Source organism: Limnohabitans sp. Rim8, from assembly GCF_945901735.1.
Lineage (GTDB): Bacteria > Pseudomonadota > Gammaproteobacteria > Burkholderiales > Burkholderiaceae_C > Limnohabitans_A.
Genome location: NZ_CAMDLM010000009.1, coordinates 1 through 26,288, shown reverse-complemented (window position 1 = coordinate 26,288; position 26,288 = coordinate 1). Strand labels below are relative to the sequence as shown.

At 57.6% G+C, this 26,288-nt stretch carries 18 protein-coding genes and 2 pseudogenes; 8 read left to right on the top strand and 12 right to left on the bottom strand.

The genetic code is table 11. The features are described from left to right. The first annotated feature begins 22 nt into the window (after positions 1-22). Entirely contained in the window at positions 23-1,036 is a 1,014-nt protein-coding gene (locus Q0O99_RS06225; protein WP_293749624.1) for a LacI family DNA-binding transcriptional regulator, read from the top strand. A gap of 161 nt (positions 1,037-1,197) precedes the next feature. Here Q0O99_RS06225 and Q0O99_RS06220 read toward each other — a convergent pair whose 3' ends face one another. Beyond that, the gene (locus Q0O99_RS06220; RefSeq protein ID WP_293749622.1) at positions 1,198-2,361 is read right to left on the bottom strand and encodes a DUF1501 domain-containing protein; all 1,164 of its coding nucleotides are present in this window, start codon (positions 2,359-2,361) and stop codon (positions 1,198-1,200) included. A gap of 4 nt (positions 2,362-2,365) precedes the next feature. Beyond that, positions 2,366-3,712, bottom strand: a complete 1,347-nt coding sequence (locus Q0O99_RS06215) for a DUF1800 domain-containing protein (RefSeq protein ID WP_293749620.1) — start codon at positions 3,710-3,712, stop codon at positions 2,366-2,368. Positions 3,713-3,923: 211 nt separating this feature from the next. On the opposite strand from Q0O99_RS06215, the gene Q0O99_RS06210 reads away from it, so the two are divergent. After that, positions 3,924-5,645, top strand: a complete 1,722-nt coding sequence (locus Q0O99_RS06210) for an alkaline phosphatase D family protein (protein ID WP_293749618.1) — start codon at positions 3,924-3,926, stop codon at positions 5,643-5,645. A 243-nt stretch (positions 5,646-5,888) separates the two neighbouring features. On the opposite strand, the gene Q0O99_RS06205 is transcribed toward Q0O99_RS06210, so the two are convergent. From Q0O99_RS06205 to Q0O99_RS06195, 4 genes and pseudogenes are all read right to left on the bottom strand, one after another. Continuing rightward, positions 5,889-6,233, bottom strand: a complete 345-nt coding sequence (locus Q0O99_RS06205; protein WP_293749617.1) for a hypothetical protein — start codon at positions 6,231-6,233, stop codon at positions 5,889-5,891. 72 nt (positions 6,234-6,305) lie between these two features. Then, positions 6,306-6,845, bottom strand: a pseudogene (locus Q0O99_RS17530) (hypothetical protein); the annotation flags it as partial. Between the two features lie 11 nt (positions 6,846-6,856). Continuing rightward, positions 6,857-7,816: a tripartite tricarboxylate transporter substrate binding protein gene (locus tag Q0O99_RS06200; RefSeq protein ID WP_293749615.1), complete on the bottom strand. Its 960-nt coding sequence runs from the start codon at positions 7,814-7,816 to the stop codon at positions 6,857-6,859. 31 nt (positions 7,817-7,847) lie between these two features. Then, a complete protein-coding gene (locus Q0O99_RS06195; protein ID WP_293749613.1) occupies positions 7,848-9,365 on the bottom strand; it encodes a sulfatase in 1,518 nt (505 codons plus the stop codon). Between the two features lie 92 nt (positions 9,366-9,457). On the opposite strand from Q0O99_RS06195, the gene Q0O99_RS06190 reads away from it, so the two are divergent. Then, positions 9,458-10,417 carry a LysR family transcriptional regulator gene (locus Q0O99_RS06190; RefSeq protein ID WP_293749611.1) on the top strand — a complete coding sequence of 320 codons (960 nt, stop codon included), beginning with the start codon at positions 9,458-9,460 and terminating at the stop codon, positions 10,415-10,417. A gap of 107 nt (positions 10,418-10,524) precedes the next feature. Here Q0O99_RS06190 and Q0O99_RS06185 read toward each other — a convergent pair whose 3' ends face one another. From Q0O99_RS06185 to aceE, 4 genes are all read right to left on the bottom strand, one after another. Continuing rightward, a complete protein-coding gene (locus Q0O99_RS06185; protein WP_293749609.1) occupies positions 10,525-11,550 on the bottom strand; it encodes a TauD/TfdA family dioxygenase in 1,026 nt (341 codons plus the stop codon). Positions 11,551-11,851: 301 nt separating this feature from the next. After that, positions 11,852-13,699: a dihydrolipoyl dehydrogenase gene (gene lpdA, locus Q0O99_RS06180; RefSeq protein ID WP_293749607.1), complete on the bottom strand. Its 1,848-nt coding sequence runs from the start codon at positions 13,697-13,699 to the stop codon at positions 11,852-11,854. Positions 13,700-13,756: 57 nt separating this feature from the next. Continuing rightward, on the bottom strand, positions 13,757-15,412 hold the full coding sequence (gene aceF, locus Q0O99_RS06175; RefSeq protein WP_293749605.1) for a dihydrolipoyllysine-residue acetyltransferase: 1,656 nt from the start codon (positions 15,410-15,412) through the stop codon (positions 13,757-13,759). Between the two features lie 15 nt (positions 15,413-15,427). Continuing rightward, positions 15,428-18,175 carry a pyruvate dehydrogenase (acetyl-transferring), homodimeric type gene (aceE, locus tag Q0O99_RS06170; protein ID WP_293749604.1) on the bottom strand — a complete coding sequence of 916 codons (2,748 nt, stop codon included), beginning with the start codon at positions 18,173-18,175 and terminating at the stop codon, positions 15,428-15,430. A 176-nt stretch (positions 18,176-18,351) separates the two neighbouring features. On the opposite strand from aceE, the gene Q0O99_RS06165 reads away from it, so the two are divergent. The 5 genes and pseudogenes from Q0O99_RS06165 to Q0O99_RS06145 all read left to right on the top strand — a co-directional run bounded on the left by Q0O99_RS06165 (position 18,352) and on the right by Q0O99_RS06145 (position 25,018). Continuing rightward, positions 18,352-20,850 (top strand): PAS domain S-box protein, encoded by a 2,499-nt coding sequence (locus tag Q0O99_RS06165; RefSeq protein ID WP_293749603.1) that lies wholly within the window; start codon positions 18,352-18,354, stop codon positions 20,848-20,850. A 28-nt stretch (positions 20,851-20,878) separates the two neighbouring features. After that, positions 20,879-21,505, top strand: a complete 627-nt coding sequence (locus tag Q0O99_RS06160) for a response regulator transcription factor (protein WP_293749602.1) — start codon at positions 20,879-20,881, stop codon at positions 21,503-21,505. A gap of 78 nt (positions 21,506-21,583) precedes the next feature. After that, complete coding sequence (folD, locus tag Q0O99_RS06155; protein WP_293749600.1) at positions 21,584-22,435, top strand: bifunctional methylenetetrahydrofolate dehydrogenase/methenyltetrahydrofolate cyclohydrolase FolD; 852 nt, start codon at positions 21,584-21,586, stop codon at positions 22,433-22,435. A gap of 40 nt (positions 22,436-22,475) precedes the next feature. Then, positions 22,476-24,514: pseudogene (locus Q0O99_RS06150) on the top strand (M3 family metallopeptidase). Positions 24,515-24,568: 54 nt separating this feature from the next. After that, entirely contained in the window at positions 24,569-25,018 is a 450-nt protein-coding gene (locus Q0O99_RS06145; protein WP_293749598.1) for a tetratricopeptide repeat protein, read from the top strand. Positions 25,019-25,150: 132 nt separating this feature from the next. On the opposite strand, the gene Q0O99_RS06140 is transcribed toward Q0O99_RS06145, so the two are convergent. Both Q0O99_RS06140 and Q0O99_RS06135 read right to left on the bottom strand, forming a co-directional pair. Beyond that, entirely contained in the window at positions 25,151-25,969 is an 819-nt protein-coding gene (locus tag Q0O99_RS06140; RefSeq protein ID WP_293749596.1) for a peptidylprolyl isomerase, read from the bottom strand. 40 nt (positions 25,970-26,009) lie between these two features. Further along, positions 26,010-26,288, bottom strand: a 279-nt coding sequence (locus Q0O99_RS06135) for a hypothetical protein (protein ID WP_293749594.1), incomplete at its 5' end; no start/stop codon positions are given.

Here is a 26,288-nt window from a genome sequence, read left to right as displayed (position 1 = left end):
AACGTTTTCATACTCGTAAACCATGAGCGGTCGCATTTCAGTGCGTGATGTCGCTGCCGCCGCCGGTGTTTCGATCGGCAGTGTTTCGCGGGTACTCAACGACAGCGGTTATTCGAGCGAGGACCTGCGCAAGCGTGTTTTATGTGCCGTTGATGCGCTTGGGTATGAACCTGATTTCACAGCGCGACATCTGCGTACGGGTCGCAGCAAGGCGATTGGCTATATGCTCCCCAACTTTGCGAATCCGGTGCCTGCCGCCCATTTGAGCGAGGTGGAGCGCCTGACCCGCGAAGCCGGCTACTCGCTGCTTGTTGGAACGTCCGACAAACCGGTGCGAGACCGCGAGCTCGTCGCCTTCTATGAAAATCGAAGGCTTGAAGGAATCATTGCTTCTCCCAGCTTCGAATATCCTGATCCGAAGGACTGTCCATTCAGTCAGACACCTCTTCCAGTGGTTGTCGTGGAAAGAGACTTGGGTGCTGATTTCGACAGTGTGCTCATGAACCACGCCGCAGGCACGAGGCAAGCGATGGATTACCTGCTGACGCTTGGTCACAGACGTATTGCTCTCTTCGTATCGGGTGCCAACCTCGCGCCGGGACGCGAAAAGTTGCGTGGCTATCGCGCGGCTTTGGATGATGCAGGATTGGCATACGATCCCGGCCTGGTTTTCATGCCAGATTCATGGCTCGAATCATCGCGGGACACCATGACCCGAATGCTTGAGTTAGCGTTACCTCCGACAGCTCTGATAGCTCTGGGTACGCAGATGTTGTCGGGAGCGCTGCACGTGGTGCGCAACAAAGGGATGGATGTTCCGCGCGACTTCTCGATCATTGGCATCGGCACAGAGGAGACCTTGGAGCTGATTTATCCCCCAGTTACCGCTCTGTTTTACGACTATCACCGCAGCGCAGAGGTCGCCGTGCAGCTCATGCTAGATCGGATTGTGGATCCATCTTGGCGTGAACCGAGACGCGTTATTCTGGAATGGAACCTTGTCATCGGAGGTTCGTGCGCACCGAGACGCCCCTAAGACGTTTGATGACACTCCTGAACGGGAACGCGGTCAAGACGCATTATGGAGCGCAGCCTTCACTTGCGTGCTGATCGCCATTGCCACAAAACGCCAGCATCTGCCCAACAGCCTTCTTCAAACTCTAAAAATAACGACAGGCCACCCGATCCAAAAAAAAATCAGACCCGCCACAAATTGTCGAGGGGCTGAGTTGCACTGGGAAGCACCGTGTTCATCGCACCCGTGCTCAACTGAAATTGCCTTTGCACAATCGGCATGATGAGGGAGCGTATGTCCAGCGTTGGCCGCAAGTCCCGACCGTCCAGCAATTGGTGGCGTCCCAGTCCCGGCCAATCGGTGAGGACTTGGCCACCGGCAACCTGGCCACCCGCGACAAACGCCACACCTGCTGTGCCATGGTCAGTGCCTTGGCTGCCGTTCATGGCGGCGGAACGGCCAAATTCAGTCATCACCAAGACCGTGGTGGTGGCCCAATGCACCGAGAGCGATTCACGCAAAACCGCCAGCGCTTCGTCCAACGCAGGCAGCAACCGGCCCAGTCGCGCTGTTTGTTGGCTGTGTGTGTCCCATCCACCCACTTCGAGCCAAGCGACGCGCGGGCCACGAGGGGCGGACAAAAAGGCCCCTGCTTGTTTGGCCAAAGCGGTTAAACCTGCACCCGTTGAAGGTTCTGCACCCATGAACTTGTCTTGCTGCGCCATGGCTTGGGCCAAGGCGCTTGCCAGAGGAACATCGTCGGCGTACATGGCGGCGATGCGGTCGAGCGTGTCTTGCGATTTGTGGGGCCTGCGGCTGGGCGTCCAGGTATTGGCGCGGTCAGCGCCACGCAGAGCCAAGGGCATGGCGGGTGTCATGGCCACCGCAGAATGCTGCGTGGCTTGCAGGGCGCGCGCCAACCAACCGGTGCTGAGCACAAAGGGCCGCTCGCCGCCACTTTCAAGTTGCTGCTGGGCATCGAAGTGCGACCGTTCACGGTAAGGGCTGGCCACAGCATGCACAACGGCCAATTCTTTGTTGAGATACCAACGGTGCAATTGCGCCAAGCCGGGGTGCATGCCAAAGGTGCTGTCCAATGGCACCGCAGTGGGTGTTTCTGCACCACCGCGCAAGGCTGCCCAAGCGGGGTCGCCCATTGCTGGCACAGCAGACAAGCCGTCCAAAGCGCCCCTGAGCAGCACCACCACCAAGCGCTGCTCGGACAGATTGTTCTCCGCTTGGGCAGCCAAAGCGAGACGCGCAGGCAGCAGGCCCGTTGCTGCGAGTCCAGCCCCCAGGGCCAGTTGTTGCAGGTGCGCGCGGCGCGAAAATGTTGGACGGGCCATGGACTTATCTCCGCATCAATTCTGGGCTGGCCAATGCAAACGCCAGCGCTTGTGCACCACTTTCTGCACGGGCGATGGTTTGCGCGGTGCTGGAGCTCAAGTTGGGGCCGAAAGCTTGTTGCATCAAGTCTCTCGCATCGATGTCTTTGCCGTACAACTCGCCATACCGCTCAGCCCACTGAATCCGTTTGATGACCGCATCAGGCGACAGCCAATCCGCGCTCAGATCGGGCCAGCCCTGGGGTGAAGGCGCACGCGCCATGGCTTGCCCCATGGTTTGCACCCAATACGCAGAATTTTCCACGTTGGTGACTTTCTTTTGCATCAGGCGATGGGCCGAGATCAGGCACTCTTCGGGCCGCTTGAATTTGGGAGGGAGATCTTCTTGCCACGCCAAATCATGGCTAAACAAAGCCACAGCCACGGCTTTGAGATCGCCATCGGTGCGGCTAAATTGCGCAGCAACGGCTTGGACCAGCGCTGCCGGCGGCGCATCGGTGACAAAGTGACGACAAAGCTTGCTGGCCATGAAGTCAGCGCATGCAGGATGCCTGGCCAAGTCGGTGAGCAGCAGATCCAGCGCTTGAGGGCCTTCGGGGTAGGTGTTGCCCAAGATGATTTTTTTGCCCGGTTGGTGCAGGTTGTCCATGAACCGCGTCACACCCGCGGTATTGGGGCCCACAGTCCAACCGGTTAACAATTTGGCTGTTTGGGTCACATCGTCTTGGGTATAGCCCGCCTTCACCCCCAAGGTGTGCAGCTCGAGCAATTCGCGGGCCAGGTTTTCGTTCAGACCCCGGTCGCGTCGGCGCCCTGCCGTGGATTGCGGGCCCATCGATTGCGCATTGTCCAAATAGAGCAGCATGGCGGGGTGCACGATGGCAGCGCGCAAAAGCGATTTGTAAGGGCCGAATGCATGCGGGCGAATGGCTTCGTATTCGTGCGGCCAGACCAATGCCAAGGTGCTTCCTTTGGTCGCGGCCACACAAAAATGATTGGCCCAAAACTGCACCCAGCGTTCTGCCACAGGCGTCGTCGTCTGCGTCATGTGTTGCCAGCGTTTGCCAAGCCCAAGGAGATTGGTTTGGCGAAGCACCTGCCGCGCCGGGGTCATAGGACCCAAGGGGTCTTGGGAAGGGTTGGTGTTGGGTGGGGTCGTTGGATTGAGTGCGGCTTGCAATACATCGCGCGTGATTTGCCAAGCTTTCGCACTGCCGACCAGACCTTCTGGGTCAAACGAGGCGGGGTGCTCAAACTGCGCCAAGACCCAAGACCTTGGATCATGTCCGAGGGTTTGCAGTTGGGGCTGCGAATAACCAAATCGGTGGGATGCCAGATGGGTAGCTTGCATGCGCACGGGTCCTCTTCAAGCGGGTTTGCGTTTTTCGCAAATTTACACCTTAAATTCAGACACGATGTGAAAATCCGGCTTTCATGGTGTGGCAAGCCTCGGCCCACTTCAGCCAAGACCGCGGCGGTACATGCGGCCTGTCATGAAAGGTTCACTGAGCACTGTCAAAGTGACTATTGTCACTTTTTCAACAACGCCACTGGAGCCGCGCATGTCGCACACCCCTTCCCGCCGTGAGTTCATCATCAAAGTGGCCAGCGTCTCTGCCGCCGTGACTGCAGGTGCCAGCCTGTCCGCTTGCGGCGGATCTTCGACTCAGCCTGAGTTCCTTTACGGTGTGGCCAGTGGCGACCCCTTGGCAACCCAAGTGATCCTCTGGACCCACGCCAAGTATCCCGGTTATGACAGCCCAGTAGCCTTGCAGTACCAAGTGGCCCTCGATGCGGCATTCACACAAATCGTGTCCCAAGGCACTGTCGAAGCCAAGTCCGACACAGGTTTTACGGCCAAAGTCGATGCCACTGGCCTGTTGGCGGGCACCAGCTATTTCTACCGATTTGTCAGCGGCACGGCCACGTCCCCCGTTGGCCGCACCCGCACTTTGCCCACCACCGCCACCAGCCTCAAATTGGCCGTGATGAGCTGCAGCAATTACCCTGCCGGCTTTTTCAACGTTTATTCCGAAGTCGCCAACAGCGATGCCGAATACGCATTGCACCTGGGCGACTACATCTACGAATACGCCGCCACAGGTTATGCCTCCACCACAGCGGCCACCTTGGGACGAGTTTCTGCACCAGCCAATGAAATTTTGACGTTGTCCGATTACCGCCTCCGCCACGCCCAATACAAGAGCGACCCAGACAGCAAGAACCTGCATGCCCTCAAACCGATGATCGCGGTGTGGGACGACCATGAGACCGCCAACGACGCCTACAAAGATGGCGCTGAAAACCACACACCTGCAACTGAAGGCTCATGGGCCGCACGCCGCGCAGCAGGATTACAGGCTTACCACGAATGGATGCCGATCCGCACAGGTTCTGACAGGGCCAAGATCTACCGCAGTTTCGACTTTGGCAAGTTGGTCAGCTTGCACATGCTGGACACCCGCTTGATTGGCCGCGATCAGCAGGTCGCCATCACTGACTTGCTCGGACTCAAGGGAGCCGCAGCTCAAGGCGCGGCTTTCAACGCCATCACTTCACCCACACGTCAATTGCTTGGCAAAGACCAAATGGACTGGCTGACCACCCAAATGGCGACCAGCACAGCCACTTGGCAAGTGCTGGGTCAGCAAGTTTTGATGGCACGCATGGAGTTCCCTGCCTCGACGTTGGCTGCGTTGAACAGCACCGACACATCCGCCGCTGCCCAAGCTGCGGGCAACAAAGCAGTGACCGATTACATTGTGGCCAAGAACACGCCAGCAAGCTTGCGCGACCCTGCTCAAACAGACCTGATGGACACAACCAAGAACCCCAAAGTGGGCTACAACTTGGACGCTTGGGATGGTTATCCAGTGACACGTGAGATCTTGCTTTCTACAGCTTTGCAGTTGAAAAAGAACCTGGTGGTGCTGGCGGGTGACACGCACAACGCTTGGCACAGCCATCTGACCTTGAAAGGTGGAATCCCTGGTGGTCTGCCGGCCGGGACCAAAGCAGGCGAAGAGTTTGCCACCGGCTCGGTGAGCTCACCAGGGCTGGAGGAATACTTGGTCACACTCAAACCCGCTGAAATCAAAGGCATTTTTGAAGGGGTGATCGACGATCTGAAGTGGATGGATGCATCCCAGCGCGGCTACCTGAAAATGACGTTCACGGCCAACGAAGCCAAGGGCGAATGGTTCTTTGTGAACACCATCACCAACCGCACCTTCACCAGCACCTTGAGCAAAACGGTCACCATGAATTCCGCAGTTGCTTCATGACCGATCGCTGAAGTTTTGCTGCTGGCCTCAGGCGCTTGCCTAAGGCCAGCAGTGTTTCGATTGGGGGTCGTTGAAGGGCGTGTCTTCCAACTCAGCATCCTGTCCTGCGCCAGGGACAGCATGAGATGGGCGTGGATGGTTTTGCCGTTGTCCACCCGCGTCGTCAACCACCTCCGACGCCAGCGCAACATAGCCACTCCTGCCGCATTCAAGACATGAGATCCAGCACGGTACAAAGCCAAATCAAAAACTGGCGGGTTGTGAAGCGGCTCTGATGCCCGTGTCAGAGGCATCCTCCAAGCCCAAGCTGCAAACCAAGGAGCGGCTCTCGCCAGGCAACAAGCTGAGCAGCTTGTGTGAAGTCGCAGCGCTGCGCAATGCACCCGGCAAAGCAGTGATCGGCTCCACGCAAACATGATTGAAGCCCAATGGGGTGTGAATCAGCAAATGTGGGGCATGTTGGCTGCGCAGCGTCAATTGCCAGTCCCGGGTCAATGGCAGCTTGATTTGGCCGCTGTAATTCTCAAAGGCGACGGTGCCCGCTTGCTCTACGGGCAAGGGAAAGGTTTGCATTGGACCTTGCGTCATAGAAGCTTCAGCATGGCCTAAACCGTCTAATCCAATCACATGTTGTCGTTGTGCGTGAACGCGCCATACATCAATTGGGTTAGGCGTTGCCGCTGCGTAAGGCAAAAAAGGATGCCAACCCAAGCTCAAGGGCATGGCCTCTGCGGCGGTGTTGCAGACAGAAATTTGGACCCGCAACCCTTCCTCACTGAGCTGGTATGTCAAGTTGGCCTCAAATGACCACGGCCATTCGGCATCTGCACCGGCGTGCCCCATTTGCAGTTCTGCAGTGCTGTTTGTGGTCTGCAGCAGCTGCCAAGGACTTCTATGTCCAAAGCCATGCAATCCCTGCTGGGTCGGTGACGCGTTGTCGAGTGTGATGTCTTTGCCACACCACATGAACTGCGCAGGCGCTAACCGGTTGGTAAAGGGCAGCATCACAAAGGCGCCCGCTTTGGGCCAGTCATGCGTGTGAAACGGCTCTTCGCCGCGCCAAGGCACGATGCAATCGATGGGCGCGCTTCCATGTGTGTGTGTCAAAGACAGCAGACGCCCTCCAGCAGAGGGCGAAATTTCTGCAACGTAATGACCTGCCTGAAGGCGAACCGTGGGGCAAACGGCCAAAGACGGCATGGGCAAATGGCTCAATCTGCTTTGGCGCCAGAGAATTCGACAGCCTCTTTCCACTTGACAAACTGACTGTCCATGAACTGCCTGAACTCTGGAACCGTGGTGGGCCGAGGCTCGACATCCATGGCGGCCATGCCTTGACGCACGGCAGGATCGGCCAATGCGGCCATGACATCTTGGTTGATCTTGTTGATCAATTCAGCAGGTGTTCCGGCGGGGGCGTGCAAGCCGCACCAGCCGGAAGCGTCAAAGTCCAAAATTCCCAACTCTTGCAGGGTTGGGATGTTGGGCAACAAGGCCGAACGGGTCTTTCCTGTGGTGACCAGTGGCACGACCCTGCCCGAGTTCAGATGGGGGCTGGCATCGCCCATGCCTGCCAACATGACTTTGACATGACCCGCCAGCAAGTCGTTCATGGCGGGTGCTCCGCCCTTATAGGGAATGTGGTTGAGGTTCAATTTGAGTTTGCTTTTCAACAGCTCCACACCCAGATGTTGCGCGGTTCCGCTGCCAGCTGAAGCATAGGCCAGCGGTTCTTTGGGGTTTTTAGCCGCGGCAATGAAGTCATTCAATGATCTGGCTGGGAAGGATTCGTGAACCAGGAGCACGCTGGCAAAGCTGGAAATCTGTGCAACGGGTACAAAGTCCTTTTTGGTGTCAAAAGGCAAGGTTTTGAACAGGCTGGGATTGATACCAAATGGCCCGGCAGACACCAGCAAGGTGTAGCCGTCAGGGTTGGCTTTGGCCACATAAGCTGAGGCAATATTGCCTGAAGCGCCGACCCTGTTTTCAACCACAACACCGTTCTTCCACTTGAGTTGCAACTGCTTGGCCAGCAAACGTACGGTTTTGTCTGTTGCACCCCCTGCCGGGGTGGCCACAACCAAAGTGATCGGTTTGTTGGGGAAGTCGGTTTGCGACCAAGCCCCGAAAATTGGGCTCATCAAAATTAAGAATGCCATCAAGAATTTCATCGTTCAGTCCTTTTTAAGTGAAGTACAGAGGTCATGCGGCCAGCGCAAGCCGGTCGAAATATTCAGCCGGTGCATGTTGAACTTTCATTTGGTCTATCGCCAATTGGTGCATCCGCGCTTGGATGAGGGGGTCCGTCAACGGTGTTTTTTGCAAAGGATCGGTTTGCAAATCAAACACCGCAGAGACGGTGTCTTTCAAGGTGCCAGGCCCTTGGTGGTTGTAGAAAGGCGATTTGGGCGTCGCCGGGATTTTCATCACCGGAGCGGCCCTCGAAAAGGGCATCGAAGGCACCAGTTGCGCTTGCTGCAGCTCGTCAATGCTGAAAAACTCTTTCATGTGCATGGGCATCAAGGTGTACTGATTCAAATTGCCCCCATGCACATCGGGCGGATAAATGAAGCTGGTGTATCGCCCGTCGGTCACGTTCACAGCGCTGCCAAAAACACCGTAAATACAGGCTTCACGGTTGCGCAACTGCACATCTGCCAAGGCGGGTAGCAAAGAATGGGCTGACACCTCGGGTGGCAACGGCGCACCATAAATGTCCATCAGCGTGGGCATGATGTCCATGGTTTGGGTGAGCAATTGCCTTCGGGTGCCGGCTTGCGCCACATGCTTGGGGTGATGAATGAACAACGGAATGTGCGCCACTTCGTTGTAACAAGGCATGATGTTTTTCGCCCACCAATCGTGCTCACCCAACAAAAAACCGTGATCAGTGGTCACGATCAAAGCGGTGTCTTTCCACAAATCATGGGCATCAAAATGGTCCAGCAAACGCCCCAACTCGTGGTCACACAGCGCGATGATGGCAGCGTAGTTGGCGCGCAACTCTTCGCATTCGTCAAAGGTCTCGGTCACGCGCGCATAGGGGGGCCAGTCCAGTGTGGGGCCTTTGTAATCGGTCGAAAAAGCTTGGCGAAACTCTTTGGGTGCGTGAAAAGGCTCGTGCGGATCAAACGTTTCCAGGTGGAGCAACCATTGGTCTGCGCTTTGGTTGGTGTTGAGAAAATCCAAGCCGGAATCAAAGCACCTGACCGATGGAAAGTCTGGGTATTCCTTGATGTGTTCGCGGTTGATCATGTTGCGCGACAACTTGTTGCGCCGCTGCTCTGAATACTGAACGGAGTGGTACATCTCTTTGAAACGCTTCCAAGGCGGGTCCACCATCGCCTTCCAAGGGTCGCCTTCCTGCCCACGGATGAAATCGTAGGTGTCGTAACGGTTGTGGTAAGTGGCACCACCATCTCCCCAGTAATGGAAGTGGTCTGAAATCAAATGGCTGTAGACATTGTGTTTGTGCAGCAGCGCTGCAAAAGAATGGTCAAACGGCTCCAGCGGCCCCCACCCGCGGTGCAGAAAATTCAGTCGACCTGTGTGCAAGTCACGTCGTGCGGGCATGCAGGGCAAGCTGCCCACGTAATGGTTGTCAAACACCACAGATCGGTCTGCCAAGCGTTGAAAATTGGGGGTAGCGATGTCTTTGCCGCCATAGCAACTCAAGGCTTTGCGATTAAGCGAGTCGAATAAAACAAAAACGGTTTTCATGGGCAATGGGTCTCTGGGGCAACTTGTGGTCCATGCTAGCCAACTTCATTCCATGCTACAAATCGATTTTTATGAATCATTATTTGATTTAAATGAATTACTTTAACCCTCGGCATTTACAAGCCTTTGTCAGCGCCATCGAAACGGGCTCCATGGTCAAAGCGGCCCATCAGTTGCACATGGGTCAACCTGCATTCAGTCAGGCCATTGCAAATTTGGAAACCATCGCTGGGGTCAAACTCATGACTCGCACCACCCGCTCTCTTCAGCTGACTCCCGCGGGGGTCGTGTTTTTCAGGGATGCGCAGCGGGTGCTGGAAATGAACAACCGCTTGCTGCACAACACACGACAGTGGGCAAATGGGCAGCACGGCAGTGTCAGCGTGCTCAGCATCCCCTCTGTCGCGCATCTGCTGCTTCCAATGGTGGTGAAGGCCTATGGCGACTTGCATCCGGAGGTCGAGATTCAAGTGCATGACCATCCCGACCCTCAACTGCGCTTGTTGATGCAAACGGGTGAAGGTGATTTCGCTATTTTTTCGAATGTCCAAAAAGGCGACAGTTTCAAGAACTTGCCCATCCTGAAAGACCGTTTGCGGTGGGTCGGCTGCAGCGCAGCCCCGTTGGCACAACACCCACAAATTCGCTTGAAAGATTTGCAGCGTCAGCAGTTCATCGTGATGCGGCGTGGGGCTATCAGAGACATGGTCAATCCGCTGCTCGACAAGATTCAAAGTCCAGTGCCGTTGATCGAAGTCGATCAGCAATCCACCTTGGTGGGCATGATCGCGGCGGGCTTGGGAATGACGTTTTTACCCAGCTTGAGTTGTCAATCTTCGACGCATGCCCAGACCACACACAGGGCATTGGATTTTGGCGATTTTCATCGCGCCATTCAAATTTCGCGCTCGACTGCGCGCGATCTGATGCCATGTTCCCGCGCATTTTTACGCTTGTTCATTGCACAATTGCAAGCAGGTCATTTTCAACTTCAGGAGGGTGTGGAGTTGTTGACCTTGAAAGACCCTGAAGTTGAAGAATTTCTGACGTGACTCAAGATTGATCGAAGGCGTCATTGTGTTGCTGATGCCCGCCCACCGGGATGTGTTCGTCTGTGGTGTTGCCTCTCAGCGGTTAGCTGTTTTGGCGTATTCGCGCTTTAAACAGGAACTTCACCTACAACGGTGCAACGACGAATCACCCGGCTTTGGGTGTGTGGGTCGTAAGGGGTGGCTTTATGAAGCAAGCAACGATTGTCCCAAACAATGAGTTGGTGTATTTGCCAGTCATGTTCATAAGACAAGTCTGCATGGATGGCCATTCGGTTGAGTTCTTCAATCAGAGCACGGCCTTCTTCGTAAGGCATACCCACAACGTATTCCGCATGGTCGCCTAAATACAAACATTTTCGGCCCGTTTCTGTATGGGTACGAACGATAGGTTGATCGACTGGAGGCACAGCTTTGCGCTGGTCTTCAGTCATAGGGTCTTCGCCATGCCTGCGCGTGCGTGAAAAATCAAGGTTATGCACTGCGCGCAAATTGGCAATGCGTTTTTTCCATTCAGGACTCAACCGTTCATAGGCGCCATACATGTCGCAGAAGTGGGTTTGCCCGCCTTGACCTGGTTCAGGCATCACCTCACCGTAAATCACAGTGGCGTGCCCAGTGACGCGTTGCCAAGATCCATCGGTATGCCATTGCATGGTGCCTTTGTCGGGATGCTTGCCATTAGGCTTGCCCTCGGCGTTCAGATTGGAGAGCCGATACAGCTCAGGAAATCCGTCGGCATGGTATTGGTTCATCACATGGACCTGAACTTCTCCAAAGCATTGGGCTAACTTGACTTGCTGTGCAGGTGGAACGTCTTGGGGCGGAAACAAAAGAACTTGGTATTGCAAAAACGCGCGGTGAATGCCGGCAAGGACTTCGGGCGTCATTTCATCTGACAGATTGACTCCGCTGATCTCCGCTCCTAAATGGGGCGTGAGTGGTCGAACGCTAAAAGGCCAGTCCGTTTTTGTAGATACAAATTCAGTATGACCCATGGATTTTTCCGATATTGAGTGAGGAAAGATACAGCCAGCGCCGCCAGGGCCTTCAAGCATCCGACAGATACCGTTAACAGCAACTTGGGCAGATCTAAGAAGAGGTCCAAAAAACTGTAACACAAATGCGATGGTCAAAAGACTGTCCAAGTGCGCAGTATTTTTCGGTGATGGAGCCGCCCAACAAAGCACAAAGCCCGAACCGTTGCCAGTTCGGGCTTTGTCTGAACAAGCACCAGCCCCAAAGCCCAGCACAGTGACAGTGCCAGTGCCGATGGCCCCGGTCTGCAAGGCCAAGTCTGGCTGGGCACCCAATGGCAAGCGAGCCGAGCGCTCGCGGCCCAAGCGGGCAGCTGCGTGCTGGTGCTGGACGAGATCCAAAATACAAAAAGCCCGTACGGTTCCCCATACGGGCTTTTTGATTTGGAGTTTGAAACTTTTACTTCTTGCCAGGCGGCACGTCCGTGCAACTGCCATGCGCCACTTCTGCCGCCATGCCGATGCTTTCGCCCAGCGTGGGGTGCGGGTGAATGGTTTTGCCGATGTCCACGGCGTCTGCGCCCATTTCGATGGCGAGAGCGATCTCCCCAATCATGTCGCCCGCGTGCGTGCCCACCATGCCGCCGCCCAGGATCTTGCCGTGGCCATGGGCCTCGGGTGAATCGTCAAACAGCAGTTTGGTCACACCTTCGTCACGGCCGTTGGCAATGGCGCGGCCAGAAGCCGACCAAGGGAACAAGCCCTTCTTGACCTGGATGCCTTGGGCCTTGGCCTGGTCTTCGGTCAGGCCCACCCAGGCCACTTCGGGGTCGGTGTAGGCCACGCTGGGGATGACACGTGCGTTGAACGCAGCGGCAGCGAGTTCTTTGTTGCCTTGCAGTTCGCCCGCAATCACTTCTGCCGCCACGTGTGCTTCGTGCACCGCCTTGTGCGCCAACATGGGCTGGCCCACGATGTCGCCAATGGCGAAGATGTGCGGCACGTTGGTGCGCATTTGAATGTCCACGTTGATGAAGCCGCGGTCGGTCACAAACACACCCGCTTTTTCAGCGGCGAGTTTTTTGCCGTTGGGTGTGCGGCCCACGGCTTGCAGCACCAAGTCGTAAACCTGGGGTGCAGGGGCGGTGCCTCCTTCTTGCGCCGGGGCAAAAGTGACTTCAATGCCTTCAGGCAAAGCTTTGGCTGACACGGTTTTGGTGTTGAGCATGATGTGGTCAAAGCGCTTGGCGTTCATCTTTTGCCAGACCTTGACCAAGTCGCGGTCGGCGCCTTGCATCAGACCGTCCATCATTTCCACCACGTCCAGGCGTGCGCCCAGCGTGCTGTAAACAGTGCCCATCTCTAGGCCGATGATGCCGCCACCGAGAATCAGCATGCGTTTGGGCACTTCTTTGAGTTCCAAAGCGCCGGTGCTGTCCACGACCCGAGGATCGTTGGGCATGAAAGGCAAACGCACGGCTTGCGAGCCTGCAGCGATGATGGCCTTCTTGAAAGCGATCACTTTTTTGCTGCCGTTTTGTTCTTGCGCGGTGCCGGTGGTCTCAGACACTTCGAGGTGGTTGGCACCCACAAACTGGCCCAAGCCGCGCACGGTAGTCACCTTGCGCATCTTGGCCATGGCCGCCAAGCCGCCTGTGAGTTTGCCAATGACTTTTTCTTTGTGCCCGCGCAGCTTGTCGATGTTGACCACCGGCGCGCCGAAGTCCACGCCCAGATCGGCCATGTGGCTGACTTCGTCCATCACCGCTGCGACGTGTAGCAAGGCTTTGGAAGGGATGCAACCCACGTTCAAACACACGCCGCCCAAGGTGGCGTAACGTTCAACGATGACCACGTTCAAACCGAGGTCGGCCGCACGGAACGCCGCCGAGTAACCGCCGGGGCCACCGCCCAACACGAGCACATCGCATTCGATATCGGCAGAACCGCCAAACGATGAGGCAGTGGGTGCGGGGGCTGATGCCACTGGTGCAGCTACGTTTGCAGCAGGTGCAGATGACGGAGCAGCCACTGGAGCAGCAGCAGCGGCAGCCGGGGCCGCCGCAGCGCCCTCGCCTTCCAGCACCAACACCACCGAGCCTTGTTTGACCTTATCGCCGAGCTTGACCTTGAGTTCTTTGACCACGCCACCGTGGCTGCAAGGAATTTCCATGGAGGCCTTGTCGCTCTCCACGGTGATCAGACTTTGGTCAGATTTGACGGTGTCGCCCACCTTGACCATCAGCTCGATCACGGTGACTTCGTCGAAGTCGCCGATGTCGGGAACTTGAATATTGATGAGTGCCATGTTCTTCTCAGGAGGTTGGGGGCCGAGCCAAGCTGCGCTTGGGTCCGCCCCCAAGGATTAGAGTAATACCCGACGGAAGTCGCTGAGGATTTGACCGAGGAACGCATTGAAGCGTGCCGCTGCGGCGCCGTCGATGACGCGGTGGTCCCACGTCAAAGACAGGGGCAGCATCAGGCGCGGCACAAACTGCTTGCCGTCCCACACCGGCTCCATGGTGCTCTTGCACACACCGAGGATGGCCACTTCGGGCGCGTTGATAATGGGCGTGAAGTACTTGCCACCAATGCCTCCCAGGCTGGAGATGGTGAAGGTGGCGCCGGTCATTTCTGCGGGGCCGAGTTTGCCGTCACGCGCCTTCTTGGCCAATTCGCCCATTTCCTGGCTGATTTGCAAAATGCCTTTTTTGTCGCAATCGCGGATGACCGGAACCATCAAACCGTTGGGCGTGTCTGCCGCAAAGCCGATGTGCCAGTAGTTTTTGTAGACGATGGCATCGCCATCCAGCGAGCTGTTGAACTCGGGGTATTTCTTGAGCGCGGCCACGCAGGCCTTGATCAAGAAAGCCAGCATCGTGACTTTGACGCCCGACTTTTCGTTCTCTTTGTTGGTCGACACGCGGAAGGCTTCGAGGTCGGTGATGTCGGCGTCGTCGTGGTTGGTGACGGCCGGGATCATGATGGCGTTGCGGAGCAGATTGGCACCGCTGATCTTCTTGATGCGGCCCATCTCTTTGCGCTCGATGGGGCCGAATTTGGCAAAGTCGACCTTCGGCCATGGGATCAAGCCCAAGCCAGCACCATCACCACCCGAAGCCGCAGGCGCTTTGGCTGCTTGCGCTATGGTTTGCGCAGCACCCGACATGACGGCCTGGGTGAAAGCTTGCACATCGGCCTCGGTGATCCGGCCTTTGAGGCCAGAGCCTTTGACTTCTGCGAGAGGCACACCCAGCTCGCGGGCAAACTTGCGCACCGAGGGCGACGCGTGCGGCAAGCCCACGGTATTGCCACCAGGGGCGTGGGCAGGCGCGGCAACGGCAGCCAAAGCTGCAGCCACTGGGGTGGGCGCAGCAGCGGGTGCCGAGGCCACAGCCGCAGAAGCTGCTGGGGCCGCAGCAACCGCAGCCACCACCACAGGCGCAGCAGCAGCCACGGTGCCTTCCAAAATGGCCAACAGGTCACCAATATTGACCGTGTCGCCCACTTTGACTTTGAGCTCTTTGAGCACGCCCGCGTGTGAGGACGGGATTTCCATCGAGGCCTTGTCGGACTCGACGGTGATGAGTGATTGCTCGGCCTTGATGGTGTCGCCCGGCTTGACCATGACTTCGATGACGGCCACGTCTTTGAAGTCGCCAATGTTGGGCACGTGCACTTGCACGGGGCCAGATGCAGCAGGCGCTGCGGCAGCCAGGGGTGCAGCCACAGGCGAAGGGGCTGCAGCGGCGACAGGTGCAGCAGCCGGTGCAGCAGACTCACCAGCAGCTTCCACCACCATCACGACCGAGCCTTGTTTGACCTTGTCACCCAGCGCCACGCGCATTTCTTTGACGACCCCGGCCGTACTCGACGGAATTTCCATCGAGGCTTTGTCGGACTCCACCGTGATCAGCGACTGCTCGGCTTTCACCGAGTCGCCCACTTTGACCATCAACTCAATGACGGCCACTTCATCTAAATCCCCGATGTCCGGGACTTGAACTTCTACCAATGCCATGTTCGTCTCCAGTTTTTATGCGTACAAGGGGTTGATCTTGTCGGTTTTGATGCCGTACTTTTTGATCGCCTCAGCCACTTGGCTGACGGGCAGTGCGCCGTCTTCACTGAGCGCTTTGAGGGCGGCCACGACGATGTAGTGGCGGTTGACCTCGAAGTGCTCGCGCAGCTTACTGCGAAAGTCAGAACGGCCAAAGCCGTCGGTGCCCAACACTTTGTAGGTGCGGCCAGACCCATCCGAATTTTTTGGAATAAACGGACGGATCTGCTCGGCATAGGCCTTCATGTAGTCGGTCGATGCAACCACGGGGCCACTGTGCTGGGCCAGCTGTTGGCTCACAAACGACACACGCGGTGTTTCCATCGGGTGCAGCATGTTGTGTCGCTCAGCGTCTTGGCCGTCGCGTGTCATTTCGTTAAAACTTGGGCAGCTCCACACATCGGCCTGAATGCCCCAATCGGTGGCCAGCAGGGTTTGGGCGGCAATCGATTCGCGCAGGATGGTGCCCGATCCCAAGAGTTGCACGCGCTTGTCTCCGGCATCGGAGGTGCCCTTCGGTAGCACGGCTCCGGGCTTGCACAAATACATGCCCTTGATGATCTGCTCTTCGGTGCCGGGCGTCAGGCCTGGCATTGCATAGTTTTCGTTCAGCAAGGTGATGTAATAAAACACGTTGTCTTGCTTCTCGACCATGCGCTTCAAACCGTGGTGCAGGATAACGCCGACTTCGTGTGCAAAGGTGGGGTCATACGACACGCAATTGGGGATGGTACCTGCCATGATGTGGCTGTGACCGTCTTCGTGCTGCAGGCCTTCACCGTTGAGCGTCGTGCGGCCCGAGGTGCCGCCGAGCAAGAAGCCGCGTGCCTGCATGTCGCCCGCCGCCCAGGCCAAATCGCCAATGCGCTGAAAGCCAAACATGGAGTAATACACGTAGAACGGCACCATGATGCGGTTGCTGGTGCTGTAGCTGGTGGCCGCAGCAATCCAGCTCGACATGCCGCCAGCTTCGTTGATGCCTTCTTGCAAAATTTGGCCCGCTTTGTCTTCCTTGTAGTACATGACCTGGTCTTTGTCGACCGGGGTGTACTGCTGGCCTGCGGGGTTGTAAATACCGATCTGGCGGAACAGGCCTTCCATACCGAAAGTGCGGGCCTCGTCCACCAAAATCGGCACCACGCGGGGGCCCAAGGCCTGGTCTCGCAGCAACTGTGTCAAGAAGCGCACATACGCTTGGGTGGTCGAGATTTCACGGCCTTCGGCAGTGGGCTCCATGACCGATTTGAATGTATCAAGCGACGGTACTGTGAAACTCTCATCGCTGTGGGTGCGGCGATGGGGCAAGTAGCCGCCCAAGGCCTTGCGGCGCTCGTGCAGGTACTTCATTTCCGGGGTGTCGTCCGCAGGCTTGTAAAACGGAATCTTGGACAGCTCGCTGTCTGGCACCGGGATATTGAAACGGTCACGGAAGGCTTTGATGTCCTCGTCCGACAGCTTCTTGGTCTGGTGCACGTTGTTCTTGCCCTCGCCGGCTTTGCCCATGCCAAAACCTTTGACGGTCTTGATCAACAGCACGGTCGGCTGGCCTGTGTGGTTCACAGCTTTGTGGAAAGCGGCATAGACCTTTTTGGAGTCATGTCCGCCGCGGCGCAGATCAAAGATTTCTTCGTCAGACATCTTGGACACCATTTCCAAGGTGCGTGGATCGCGACCAAAGAAATGTTTGCGCACATAGGCGCCGTCGTTGGCTTTCATGGCCTGGTAGTCGCCGTCCAGCGTGTCCATCATGATTTTTTTGAGCGCACCCTCTTTGTCGCGGGCCAACAGAGCGTCCCAACCGGAGCCCCACAGCAGCTTGATGACGTTCCAGCCCGCGCCACGGAACTCACCTTCAAGCTCTTGCACGATCTTGCCGTTGCCGCGCACCGGGCCGTCCAAGCGTTGCAGATTGCAGTTGACCACGAAGACCAGGTTGTCAAGGTTCTCACGGGCGGCCAAACCGATGGCGCCCAAAGACTCAACCTCGTCCATTTCGCCGTCGCCGCAGAACACCCAGACCTTGCGGTTTTCGGTGTTGGCAATGCCACGGGCGTGCAGGTACTTCAAAAAGCGCGCCTGGTAAATCGCCATCAAGGGACCCAGCCCCATGGACACCGTGGGGAACTGCCAAAACTCAGGCATCAACTTGGGGTGCGGATAACTGGACAAACCCTTGCCGTCGACCTCTTGACGGAAGTTGAGCAACTGCTCTTCGGTCAAGCGGCCTTCAAGGTAGGCACGGGCATAGACGCCAGGCGATACGTGGCCTTGGATGTAGAGGCAATCACCGCCGTGTTCTTTTCCAGGCTCGGCGCTCTCAGCGTGCCAGAAATGGTTGAAACCCGCACCAAACAAACTGGCCAAAGAGGCGAACGAGCCAATGTGGCCACCCAAATCACCGCCGTCTTCAGGATTGTGGCGGTTGGCCTTGACGACCATGGCCATGGCGTTCCAGCGCATGTAGGCGCGCAAGCGCTCTTCAATTTCCAGGTTGCCGGGCGATCGTTCTTCTTCTTGCGGCTCAATGGTATTGACGTAGCCCGTGGTGGCCGAAAACGGCAAATCGATGCTGTGCTGGCGGGCTTCTTCCAGCAGCTCTTCCAGTAAAAAGTGGGCGCGCGCGGGACCCGCTTTTTCGATCACTGCGGACAGGGCGTCCATCCATTCACGGGTCTCTTGGGCGTCCAGGTCACGGCCCGGTTGTTGTGGTGTTGCCGCTGTCATGTTTGTCTCCTGAAATGGGTGTCTTACTTAAATGATGCCTGAATTTTCCCACGATTTCCAAAAAATTTCAAATAGTGCACGCATGTTTTGTATTATGAAATTTTAAGAAGGGATGACGCAAATTTTTGAATGCCTTAGAAATCAGACATCCAAGCCTTGTCCTCTAAACTCAGGACATGGAATTGAACAAAACAGCATCGGTAGTGACCAAAATCGGCCCATGGGCCTGGTGGCTGTCGTGGTGGCGCAGTCAATCGCCGAATCGCCAGGACCGTTTCGCCAACCTGGCCCCGGTGGCTGCCGTGGTGCTTTTTTTGGCCGCCATTGCCAGCGCGTTTTGGTATTTGCGGGTCGAAGAAATTGATCGCGAGCAAGAAGCCATCAAGCGCGATGTCGAATACGCCCAACAGCGGCTGCGCCTGCGCTTGCTGGAGCGGCAAGAACAAGTCATGCGTCTCGCGCGGGATGTGTCCAACAAAGAAATTCGCACCGAGCAGTTTTTATCGCGCGCCGAGGCATTGGTGCAGCAATACCCTGAATTTTTGTCATTGACCTGGATTGATGACCGCCGCCGCATCGTGGCCAACCAGAGTATTTCCAGCATCTCACCCAGCCAGCAACTGCGTGCGGGCACGGTGCTCAAAATTGGCGAAACCGAAAGCCATTTCAGTCTGGCTCGCGACCTGATGCAGCCCATTTATGGCCAACTCGATGCCGAGGCCGACCGCGACAGCCAGATGTCGGTGCTGCAGCTGCACACCCCTCTGACCAACGACCAAGGGCGTTTCAGCGGGGTGATCCTGGCCGAATACGGCATGGAAGGCCTGCTGCGCTACGGCATACCGACCGAGGTGCTGGCCAAGTACGCGGTAGCTCTGCAAGATGGCAGCAGCCGTCTGTTGGCCGGTCAGGTCATTCCCGAGCGCATCGCCATGTGGTGGGTGCTGCCGGGCAGCGACAGGCGCAGCAACGATTACGAGGTCCCTGTCTCCCCCGTGGGCAACGACCTGGTCCTGCGGGCGCAGGCTTGGCGCACCTCCCAAGGCTTGGTGGGCAGCGGTCTTTTCTGGCTGGTCAATGTGCTCAGCGTGATGACCGGCTGGATGCTGATCGGCAATTGGCGTCACACGCGCAGGCGACTGCAGGCGCAAAAGGCCCTGGTGGCCGAAACCAATTTCCGCCGCGCCATGGAGAATTCGATGCTCACAGGCATGCGCGCGCTGGACTTGCGCGGCCGCATCACTTACGTCAACCCCGCCTTTTGCCAGATGACGGGCTGGAGCGAGGCCGACTTGGTCGGGGCCGTGGCGCCTTTTCCTTATTGGCCCGATCAAGACCGCGAGTTGCTCATGAAGCGGCTGGAAGAAGAAATCAGTGGCCAGCACTCGGCGGGTGGTTTTCAGGTGCGTGTGAAGCGCAAAAACGGCCAGTTGTTTGATTCCCGCATGTACGTTTCACCTTTGATCGATGCCACGGGCAAACAAACCGGATGGATGACCTCGATGACCGACATCACCGAGCCCAACCGCATTCGCGAGCAACTGGCCAGCTCGCACGAGCGCTTCACCATCGTGCTCGAAGCCCTCGACGCCTCGGTCTCAGTGGCCCCGTTGGGCAGCCAAGAATTGCTGTTTGCCAACAAACTCTACCGTCTTTGGTTTGGACAGAACACCGAGGGCCATTTGCGCCTGGTTCAAGAGGCGGGTGCCTACAGCGGCGAGCAAGCATCCGAAGATGTCGATGACCTGGCGGGATTGCCCACCGAGAGCCTGACGATTGCCTCCACGGGCAACGCTGAGATTTTTCTGCCCGATCTGGGCAAGTGGCTAGAAGTGCGCTCGCGCTACATCAACTGGGCCGACGGGCGTCTGGCGCAAATGGTGATCGCCAGCGACATCACGCCGCGCCGCCAGGCCGAAGAGTTGGCCGAGCAACAAGCTGAGCGCGCCCAAACTGCCAGTCGCCTGATCACCATGGGCGAGATGGCGTCCAGCGTTGCGCACGAGTTGAACCAACCGCTGACGGCCATCAGCAATTACTGCAGCGGCATGATTTCACGCATCAAGGCACAACAAGTCAATGAACAAGACCTGTTGGCGGCACTGGACAAAACAGCCCGTCAGGCCCAAAGAGCCGGTCAGATCATTTTGCGGATCCGCAGTTTTGTGAAACGCAGCGAACCCAATCGCACGCTGTCCGACGTTTCGGCCATGGTCAACGAATCGCTGGAGCTGGCCGAGATCGAGATGCGCCGGCGCAACGTGCGCCTGACCCACCATGTGGCCGCCCGCCTGCCCCAACTGATGGTGGACCCGATCCTGATCGAGCAGGTGCTGATCAACCTCATGAAGAACGCGGCCGAGTCCATCGACAACGCCCAGCGCCCCGCTGGGCAGCGCCAGGTCGAATTGCGCATCGTGCCCAAACAACTCGGCCAGCAATCGGTGGTCGAGTTCTCGGTGACTGATACCGGGCAGGGCTTGCCCTTGGAAGACACCGAGCGGGTCTACGAGGCGTTTTTCTCGACCAAAGTAGAAGGCATGGGCATTGGCCTGAATTTGTGCCGCAGCATCATCGAATCTCACCAGGGCAGGATCACTTCCGAGAACCTCTACAATTCTGCCGAAGTGACAGGATGTCGATTTTCCTTCTGGATACCGGTCGAAACCAACTGAACACACAACAAACCACTGGGGTAAACGAATGAGTTTGATACCGAAAAAAGGCACGGTTTATGTTGTCGATGACGATGAAGCGGTGCGCGATTCCTTGCAGTGGTTGCTCGAAGGCAAGGATTACCGGGTGCGTTGTTTTGACAGTGCCGAATCTTTCATCAGCCGCTACGACCCGCGCGAAGTGGCCTGCCTGATCGCCGACATCCGCATGGGCGGCATGACCGGTCTGGAATTGCAAGACCGCCTGATCGAGCGCAAATCCCCACTGCCCATCGTGTTCATCACTGGCCATGGCGACGTGCCCATGGCGGTCACGACCATGAAAAAAGGCGCCATGGACTTCATCCAGAAACCTTTCAAGGAAGAAGAATTGCTGGGCTTGGTCGAGCGCATGCTGGACGAAGCCCGAGAGTCGTTTGCGGGCTACCAACAAGCGGCCAGCCGCGATGCCCTGCTGTCCAAGCTGACGGGCCGTGAAGCCCAGGTGCTCGAACGCATCGTTGCCGGTCGCCTGAACAAGCAGATCGCCGACGATCTGGGCATCAGCATAAAGACGGTGGAAGCGCACCGCGCCAACATCATGGAAAAGCTCAACGCCAACACCGTGGCCGATTTGCTCAAGATCGCGCTGGGGCAAAACGCACCCAAGGCCTGATCCGACCACCCCTGACTGAAACGCCCGCAGCTGCCGGGCGTTTTGCATTTTTCCCCCTGCCCCTTTGATATCTCACACATGACCGCCCAATTGATCGACGGCAACCTGCTTTCCAAACAACTGCGCACCGACGTCGCTGCCCGCGCCCTGGCCCTCAAAGCCCAGGGCATCACCCCCGGTCTCGCCGTGCTGCTGGTGGGCGACAACCCCGCCAGCCAGGTCTATGTGCGAAACAAGGTCAAAGCCTGCGAAGACAGCGGCCTGCACTCGGTGCTGGAGAAGTACGCAGCAACCCTGACCGAGGCCGATTTGCTGGCCCGCGTCGAAGCGCTCAACAATGACCCCAGCATCCACGGCATCCTGGTGCAACTGCCCCTGCCCGCGCACATCGACGCACAAAAGGTGATCGAAGCGATCAGCCCCGCCAAAGACGTGGACGGCTTTCACATCGCCAGCGCCGGGGCCTTGATGACCGGCATGCCAGGTTTTTGGCCCTGTACGCCTTACGGCTGCATGAAGATGCTCGAAAGCATTGGCTTCGACCTGCGCGGCAAACACGCGGTGGTCATTGGCCGCAGCAACATCGTGGGCAAACCCATGGCGCTGATGCTGCTGCAAAAAGATGCCACCGTCACGGTGGCGCACTCGCGCACCCAAAACCTCAAAGCCCTGACATTGCAAGCCGATGTGATCGTGGCCGCCGTAGGCAAGCGCAACGTGCTCACGGCCGACATGGTCAAGCCCGGCGCGGTGGTGCTGGATGTGGGCATGAACCGCAACGACGAAGGCAAGCTGTGTGGCGATGTGGACTTTGAAGGCGTGAAACAAGTCGCCAGCCACATCACCCCCGTGCCCGGCGGCGTCGGCCCCATGACCATCACCATGCTGCTGGTCAACACCCTTGAAGCGGCAGAACGCGCCTCCAAGTGATACAAAGTAATGATTGATCGAATCGATTTTTGGAACCCTCATGACCAACCCCTTGCTCAACACCGCCGACCTGCCCTTGTTTGACCGCATCGCCCCCGAGCATGTGGCCCCGGCCCTGGACGAACTGCTGGCCGCCGCAGAAAAGGCGCTGGACAGCGTGACCACCGCCGACTTCCCGGCCGACTGGCAAGCCATCGCCCAGACCCTGGACGTGAGCACCGAGCGACTGGGCATGGCCTGGGGCGCAGTCTCACACCTCAACAGCGTGGCCGATACCCCCGAATTGCGCGCCGCCTACAACGCCGCCCTGCCCCGCGTGACCGAGTTCTGGACACGCTTGGGGAGCGACGAACGCCTTTACGCCAAATACAAAGCCATTGACGCCGCCAGCCTCAACACCGAACAAACGCAAGCCCGCAAAAACGCCCTGCGCGGCTTTGTGCTGGGCGGTGCCGAGCTGCAGGGCACCGCCAAAGAGCGTTACGCCGCCATTCAGGAGCGCTTGGCCGAGATCACCCAAAAGTTCAGCGAGAACACGTTGGACGCCACCGAAAAATTCGCGCTGTACGTGAGCGCAGAGCAACTCCAAGGCGTGCCCGCCGACGTGGTTCAGGCCACCCGCGATGCCGCCCAAAAAGAAGGCAAAGAAGGCCACCGCCTGTCGCTCAAAATGCCGGTTTATTTGCCCGTGATGCAGTTTGCCGACAGCGGGGCTTTGCGCGAGCAACTCTACACAGCCCACGTCACCCGCGCCTCGGACCAAGCCCCGGAAGCCACCCAACATTTCGACAACACGCCCTTGATGAAAGAAATCCTGGCCCTGCGCCAGGAAGAAGCCCACCTGCTGGGTTTTGACAACTACGCCCAAGTGTCGGTGGTGCCCAAGATGGCCGAGTCGCCCGAAAAAGTCACCACCTTCTTGCGCGACCTGGCGGTCAAAGCCCGGCCCTTTGCCGAAAAAGACCTGGCCGACCTGCGCGAATTCGCCGCCAACGCGTTGGGCATCACTGGCCCGCTGAACGCCTGGGACGTGCCCTACCTGAGCGAAAAACTCAAGGAAGCCCGGTACAGCTTCAGCGAGCAAGAGGTCAAGCAATACTTCACCGCCCCCAAAGTGTTGGCCGGGCTGTTCAAGATCATCGAAACCCTGTTCGAAGTCAGCATCCGTGCCGACCAGGCCCCGGTCTGGCACCCCGCCGTGGGCTTTTACCGCATCGAACGCGAGGGCCAACGGGTGGGCCAGTTCTACCTCGACCCCCCAGCCCGCGCCGGCAAGCGCGGCGGCGCCTGGATGGACGACGTGCGCGGGCGCTGGCAGCGCCCCGACACCGGCGTGCTGCAAACCCCCGTGGCCCACCTGGTCTGCAACTTCGCCGAAGGCGTGAACGGCCAACCCGCCCTGCTCACGCACGACGATGTGATCACCCTGTTCCACGAGTTTGGCCACGGCCTGCACCACATGCTGACGCAAGTGAGCGAACGTGATGTCTCGGGCATCAGCGGCGTCGAGTGGGACGCGGTGGAATTGCCCAGCCAGTTCATGGAAAACTTTTGCTGGGAATGGTCGGTGCTGCGCCACATGACGGCGCATGTGGACACGGGCGAGCCCCTGCCCCGCGCCCTGTTTGACAAGATGCTGGCCGCCAAAACTTCCAAAGCGGCTTGCAAACCCTGCGCCAAATCGAGTTTTCGCTGTTCGACATGTTGGTGCACTCTGAGCACGACCCGGCGCAAGACTTCATGCCACTGCTGCAGCAGGTGCGCGACGAAGTGGCTGTGATGCGCCCGCCCGCCTTCAACCGCATGGCCCACACCTTCAGCCACATCTTTGCAGGGGGTTACGCCGCCGGCTATTACAGCTACAAATGGGCCGAGGTGCTGAGCGCCGATGCCTACGCTGCCTTTGAAGAAACCGCCGCAGCCGACGGCACGCCCAGCGTGGAAACCGGCCGCCTGTACCGCCAGGCGATTTTGGAAGCCGGCGGTAGCCGCCCGGCGCTGGAATCGTTCAAAGCCTTTCGGGGCCGCGAGCCTAGCCTGGACGCCTTACTGCGACATCAAGGCATGGTGACGGCCTGAATAAGCGACCCGTGCTGAGTTCTTTATCTTGTCAAAATTTCAAGGAATCAAATCATGTTCAAAACCAAACAAATTTTCGCCTTGGCATTGGCTGCCTGTGTTGTGCTTGCGCATGCGGCTGACACCAGCACATCTGAGCCTGCGTCATCTTGGCAAGCTCAAGCCCAAAAAGAAATCAAGGCCAACAATTATTCAGGGGCAATCAGCACGCTGGAAGCGGCCAACCAAAGCAACTCAGCCGATTGGAATAACCTGCTGGGCTATGCGCAGCGAAAAAAATCTCCCCCAGATTTGGCCGCAGCCGAGCGCTTTTACCAATCAGCGCTGAAGATTGACCCCAAACACAGGGGCGCTTTGGAGTATTACGGCGAACTTTTTCTCATGAAGAACGACCTTGCAGGCGCTGAACAGATGTTGGCGCGCTTGGACAAAGCCTGTGTTTTCTCTTGCGAAGAGTTTCGAGATTTGAAAGAGGCCATCGCGCGCTTCAAAAACAAGAAATAACGGTTTAGGGGAACTACACAACCCCTGCGACCGTCTCTTTTCATGACACGATTCGGTGCCATTGAAGATGGTGAGTGCCGATAGGCCAAAAAAAAGCACTCAGCATTTGCGCCAAGTGCTTGTTTTTCTAACTTACTGAATCTTGGCTTCCTGGCGAAGTGTTTTCAAGCGCGCATCCAAAGCAAGTCGGGCCAAAATCACCGCCAACTGCGGTTTGACATCCGTCAAAGAAGGTGCCTTAAAAGGGCGCACGTCTTCAACCTGCAGCACATGCCAGCCGGCATCCGACTTGATGGGTTTCGCAACAAGCTTGCCCTTTGCCTCTGTCTTGACCGATTGCGCCAGTGCTGGTGAAAGGTCCGTGGCATTGACCCAGTCTGTCAAGCCGCCACGCTCTCGGCTTTGTGAGTCTTGTGAATACTCCTTGGCCAGATCGGCCATTTTGGCACCGGACTGAATTTTCTCGAGCAAAAGCTTCGCAGTGGCTTCTTGTGTCACAAGCAGGTGGCGCAGCAGGTAATCTTTCTCATCCATGCGAGCCATTTGTCGATCGTATTCAGCCTTCAAATCATCTTCCTTGGGGGGCGCTCCACCCATGATTTGCTGTTGCCAAGCTTGGGCCAAAATATTTTGCTTCGCCAATTCAATCTGCGCCTGAATCAGCGGGTTGAGATCAAGCTTGGCTTTGCGTGACTCTTGCGCCATCAGCGCCTGGTTGATCAAGCCATCACGAACAGCTTGGCGCAGTTCTGCCGAGTCACTGGCGCCACGTCCAAGTTGCTCACGCAGCAAGATTTCAGCAAGGGCGTTGGACTGCGCTTGGCCGTTCACAGTCACATAGGCATTGTTGAGCATGGCTGAAGCATCTTGCGCGTTGCAACTCTGACTCCAAGTGAGGAGAAAAACTGAGCAGGCCAAAAAGCCTGAAGTCAATTGAAATGGTTTGCGCATGGCGTTGTCCTACGAAGTTTATTGAGAGGTTGTATGTTTTTTATGGATTCGACTTCGACTCCGAAATCTGCACCACCGTCGATTGGCCGCCCACCGTCACCACCACCGACAACGGGAACGCGCCTGCAGGCACCGCATTGGTCACCAGCGTTTGCGTGGCCGCGTCATAGCGAACCCAGGCGGGCAAGGGCCCGCCGTTGGGCAGCGTGACCTGCACCGCCGCACCTGCCGCAGCGGGCGTCACCACCTGCTCGGGCAAGGCAATCACCAAGCCAGAACCCGCTGTCGCAGTACCCGAAGGCACCAACACGGCCACCAA

What these genes read in the sequence shown, in the direction of transcription:
- Q0O99_RS06225 (WP_293749624.1), top strand. Translation starts at nt 23, where the DNA reads ATGAGCGGTCGCATTTCAGTGCGTGATGTCGCTGCCGCCGCCGGTGTT.
- Q0O99_RS06220 (WP_293749622.1), bottom strand. Translation starts at nt 2,361, where the DNA reads ATGGCCCGTCCAACATTTTCGCGCCGCGCGCACCTGCAACAACTGGCC.
- Q0O99_RS06215 (WP_293749620.1), bottom strand. Translation starts at nt 3,712, where the DNA reads ATGCAAGCTACCCATCTGGCATCCCACCGATTTGGTTATTCGCAGCCC.
- Q0O99_RS06210 (WP_293749618.1), top strand. Translation starts at nt 3,924, where the DNA reads ATGTCGCACACCCCTTCCCGCCGTGAGTTCATCATCAAAGTGGCCAGC.
- Q0O99_RS06205 (WP_293749617.1), bottom strand. Translation starts at nt 6,233, where the DNA reads ATGACGCAAGGTCCAATGCAAACCTTTCCCTTGCCCGTAGAGCAAGCG.
- Q0O99_RS06200 (WP_293749615.1), bottom strand. Translation starts at nt 7,816, where the DNA reads ATGAAATTCTTGATGGCATTCTTAATTTTGATGAGCCCAATTTTCGGG.
- Q0O99_RS06195 (WP_293749613.1), bottom strand. Translation starts at nt 9,365, where the DNA reads ATGAAAACCGTTTTTGTTTTATTCGACTCGCTTAATCGCAAAGCCTTG.
- Q0O99_RS06190 (WP_293749611.1), top strand. Translation starts at nt 9,458, where the DNA reads ATGAATTACTTTAACCCTCGGCATTTACAAGCCTTTGTCAGCGCCATC.
- lpdA (WP_293749607.1), bottom strand. Translation starts at nt 13,699, where the DNA reads ATGGCACTCATCAATATTCAAGTTCCCGACATCGGCGACTTCGACGAA.
- aceF (WP_293749605.1), bottom strand. Translation starts at nt 15,412, where the DNA reads ATGGCATTGGTAGAAGTTCAAGTCCCGGACATCGGGGATTTAGATGAA.
- aceE (WP_293749604.1), bottom strand. Translation starts at nt 18,175, where the DNA reads ATGACAGCGGCAACACCACAACAACCGGGCCGTGACCTGGACGCCCAA.
- Q0O99_RS06165 (WP_293749603.1), top strand. Translation starts at nt 18,352, where the DNA reads ATGGAATTGAACAAAACAGCATCGGTAGTGACCAAAATCGGCCCATGG.
- Q0O99_RS06160 (WP_293749602.1), top strand. Translation starts at nt 20,879, where the DNA reads ATGAGTTTGATACCGAAAAAAGGCACGGTTTATGTTGTCGATGACGAT.
- folD (WP_293749600.1), top strand. Translation starts at nt 21,584, where the DNA reads ATGACCGCCCAATTGATCGACGGCAACCTGCTTTCCAAACAACTGCGC.
- Q0O99_RS06145 (WP_293749598.1), top strand. Translation starts at nt 24,569, where the DNA reads ATGTTCAAAACCAAACAAATTTTCGCCTTGGCATTGGCTGCCTGTGTT.
- Q0O99_RS06140 (WP_293749596.1), bottom strand. Translation starts at nt 25,969, where the DNA reads ATGCGCAAACCATTTCAATTGACTTCAGGCTTTTTGGCCTGCTCAGTT.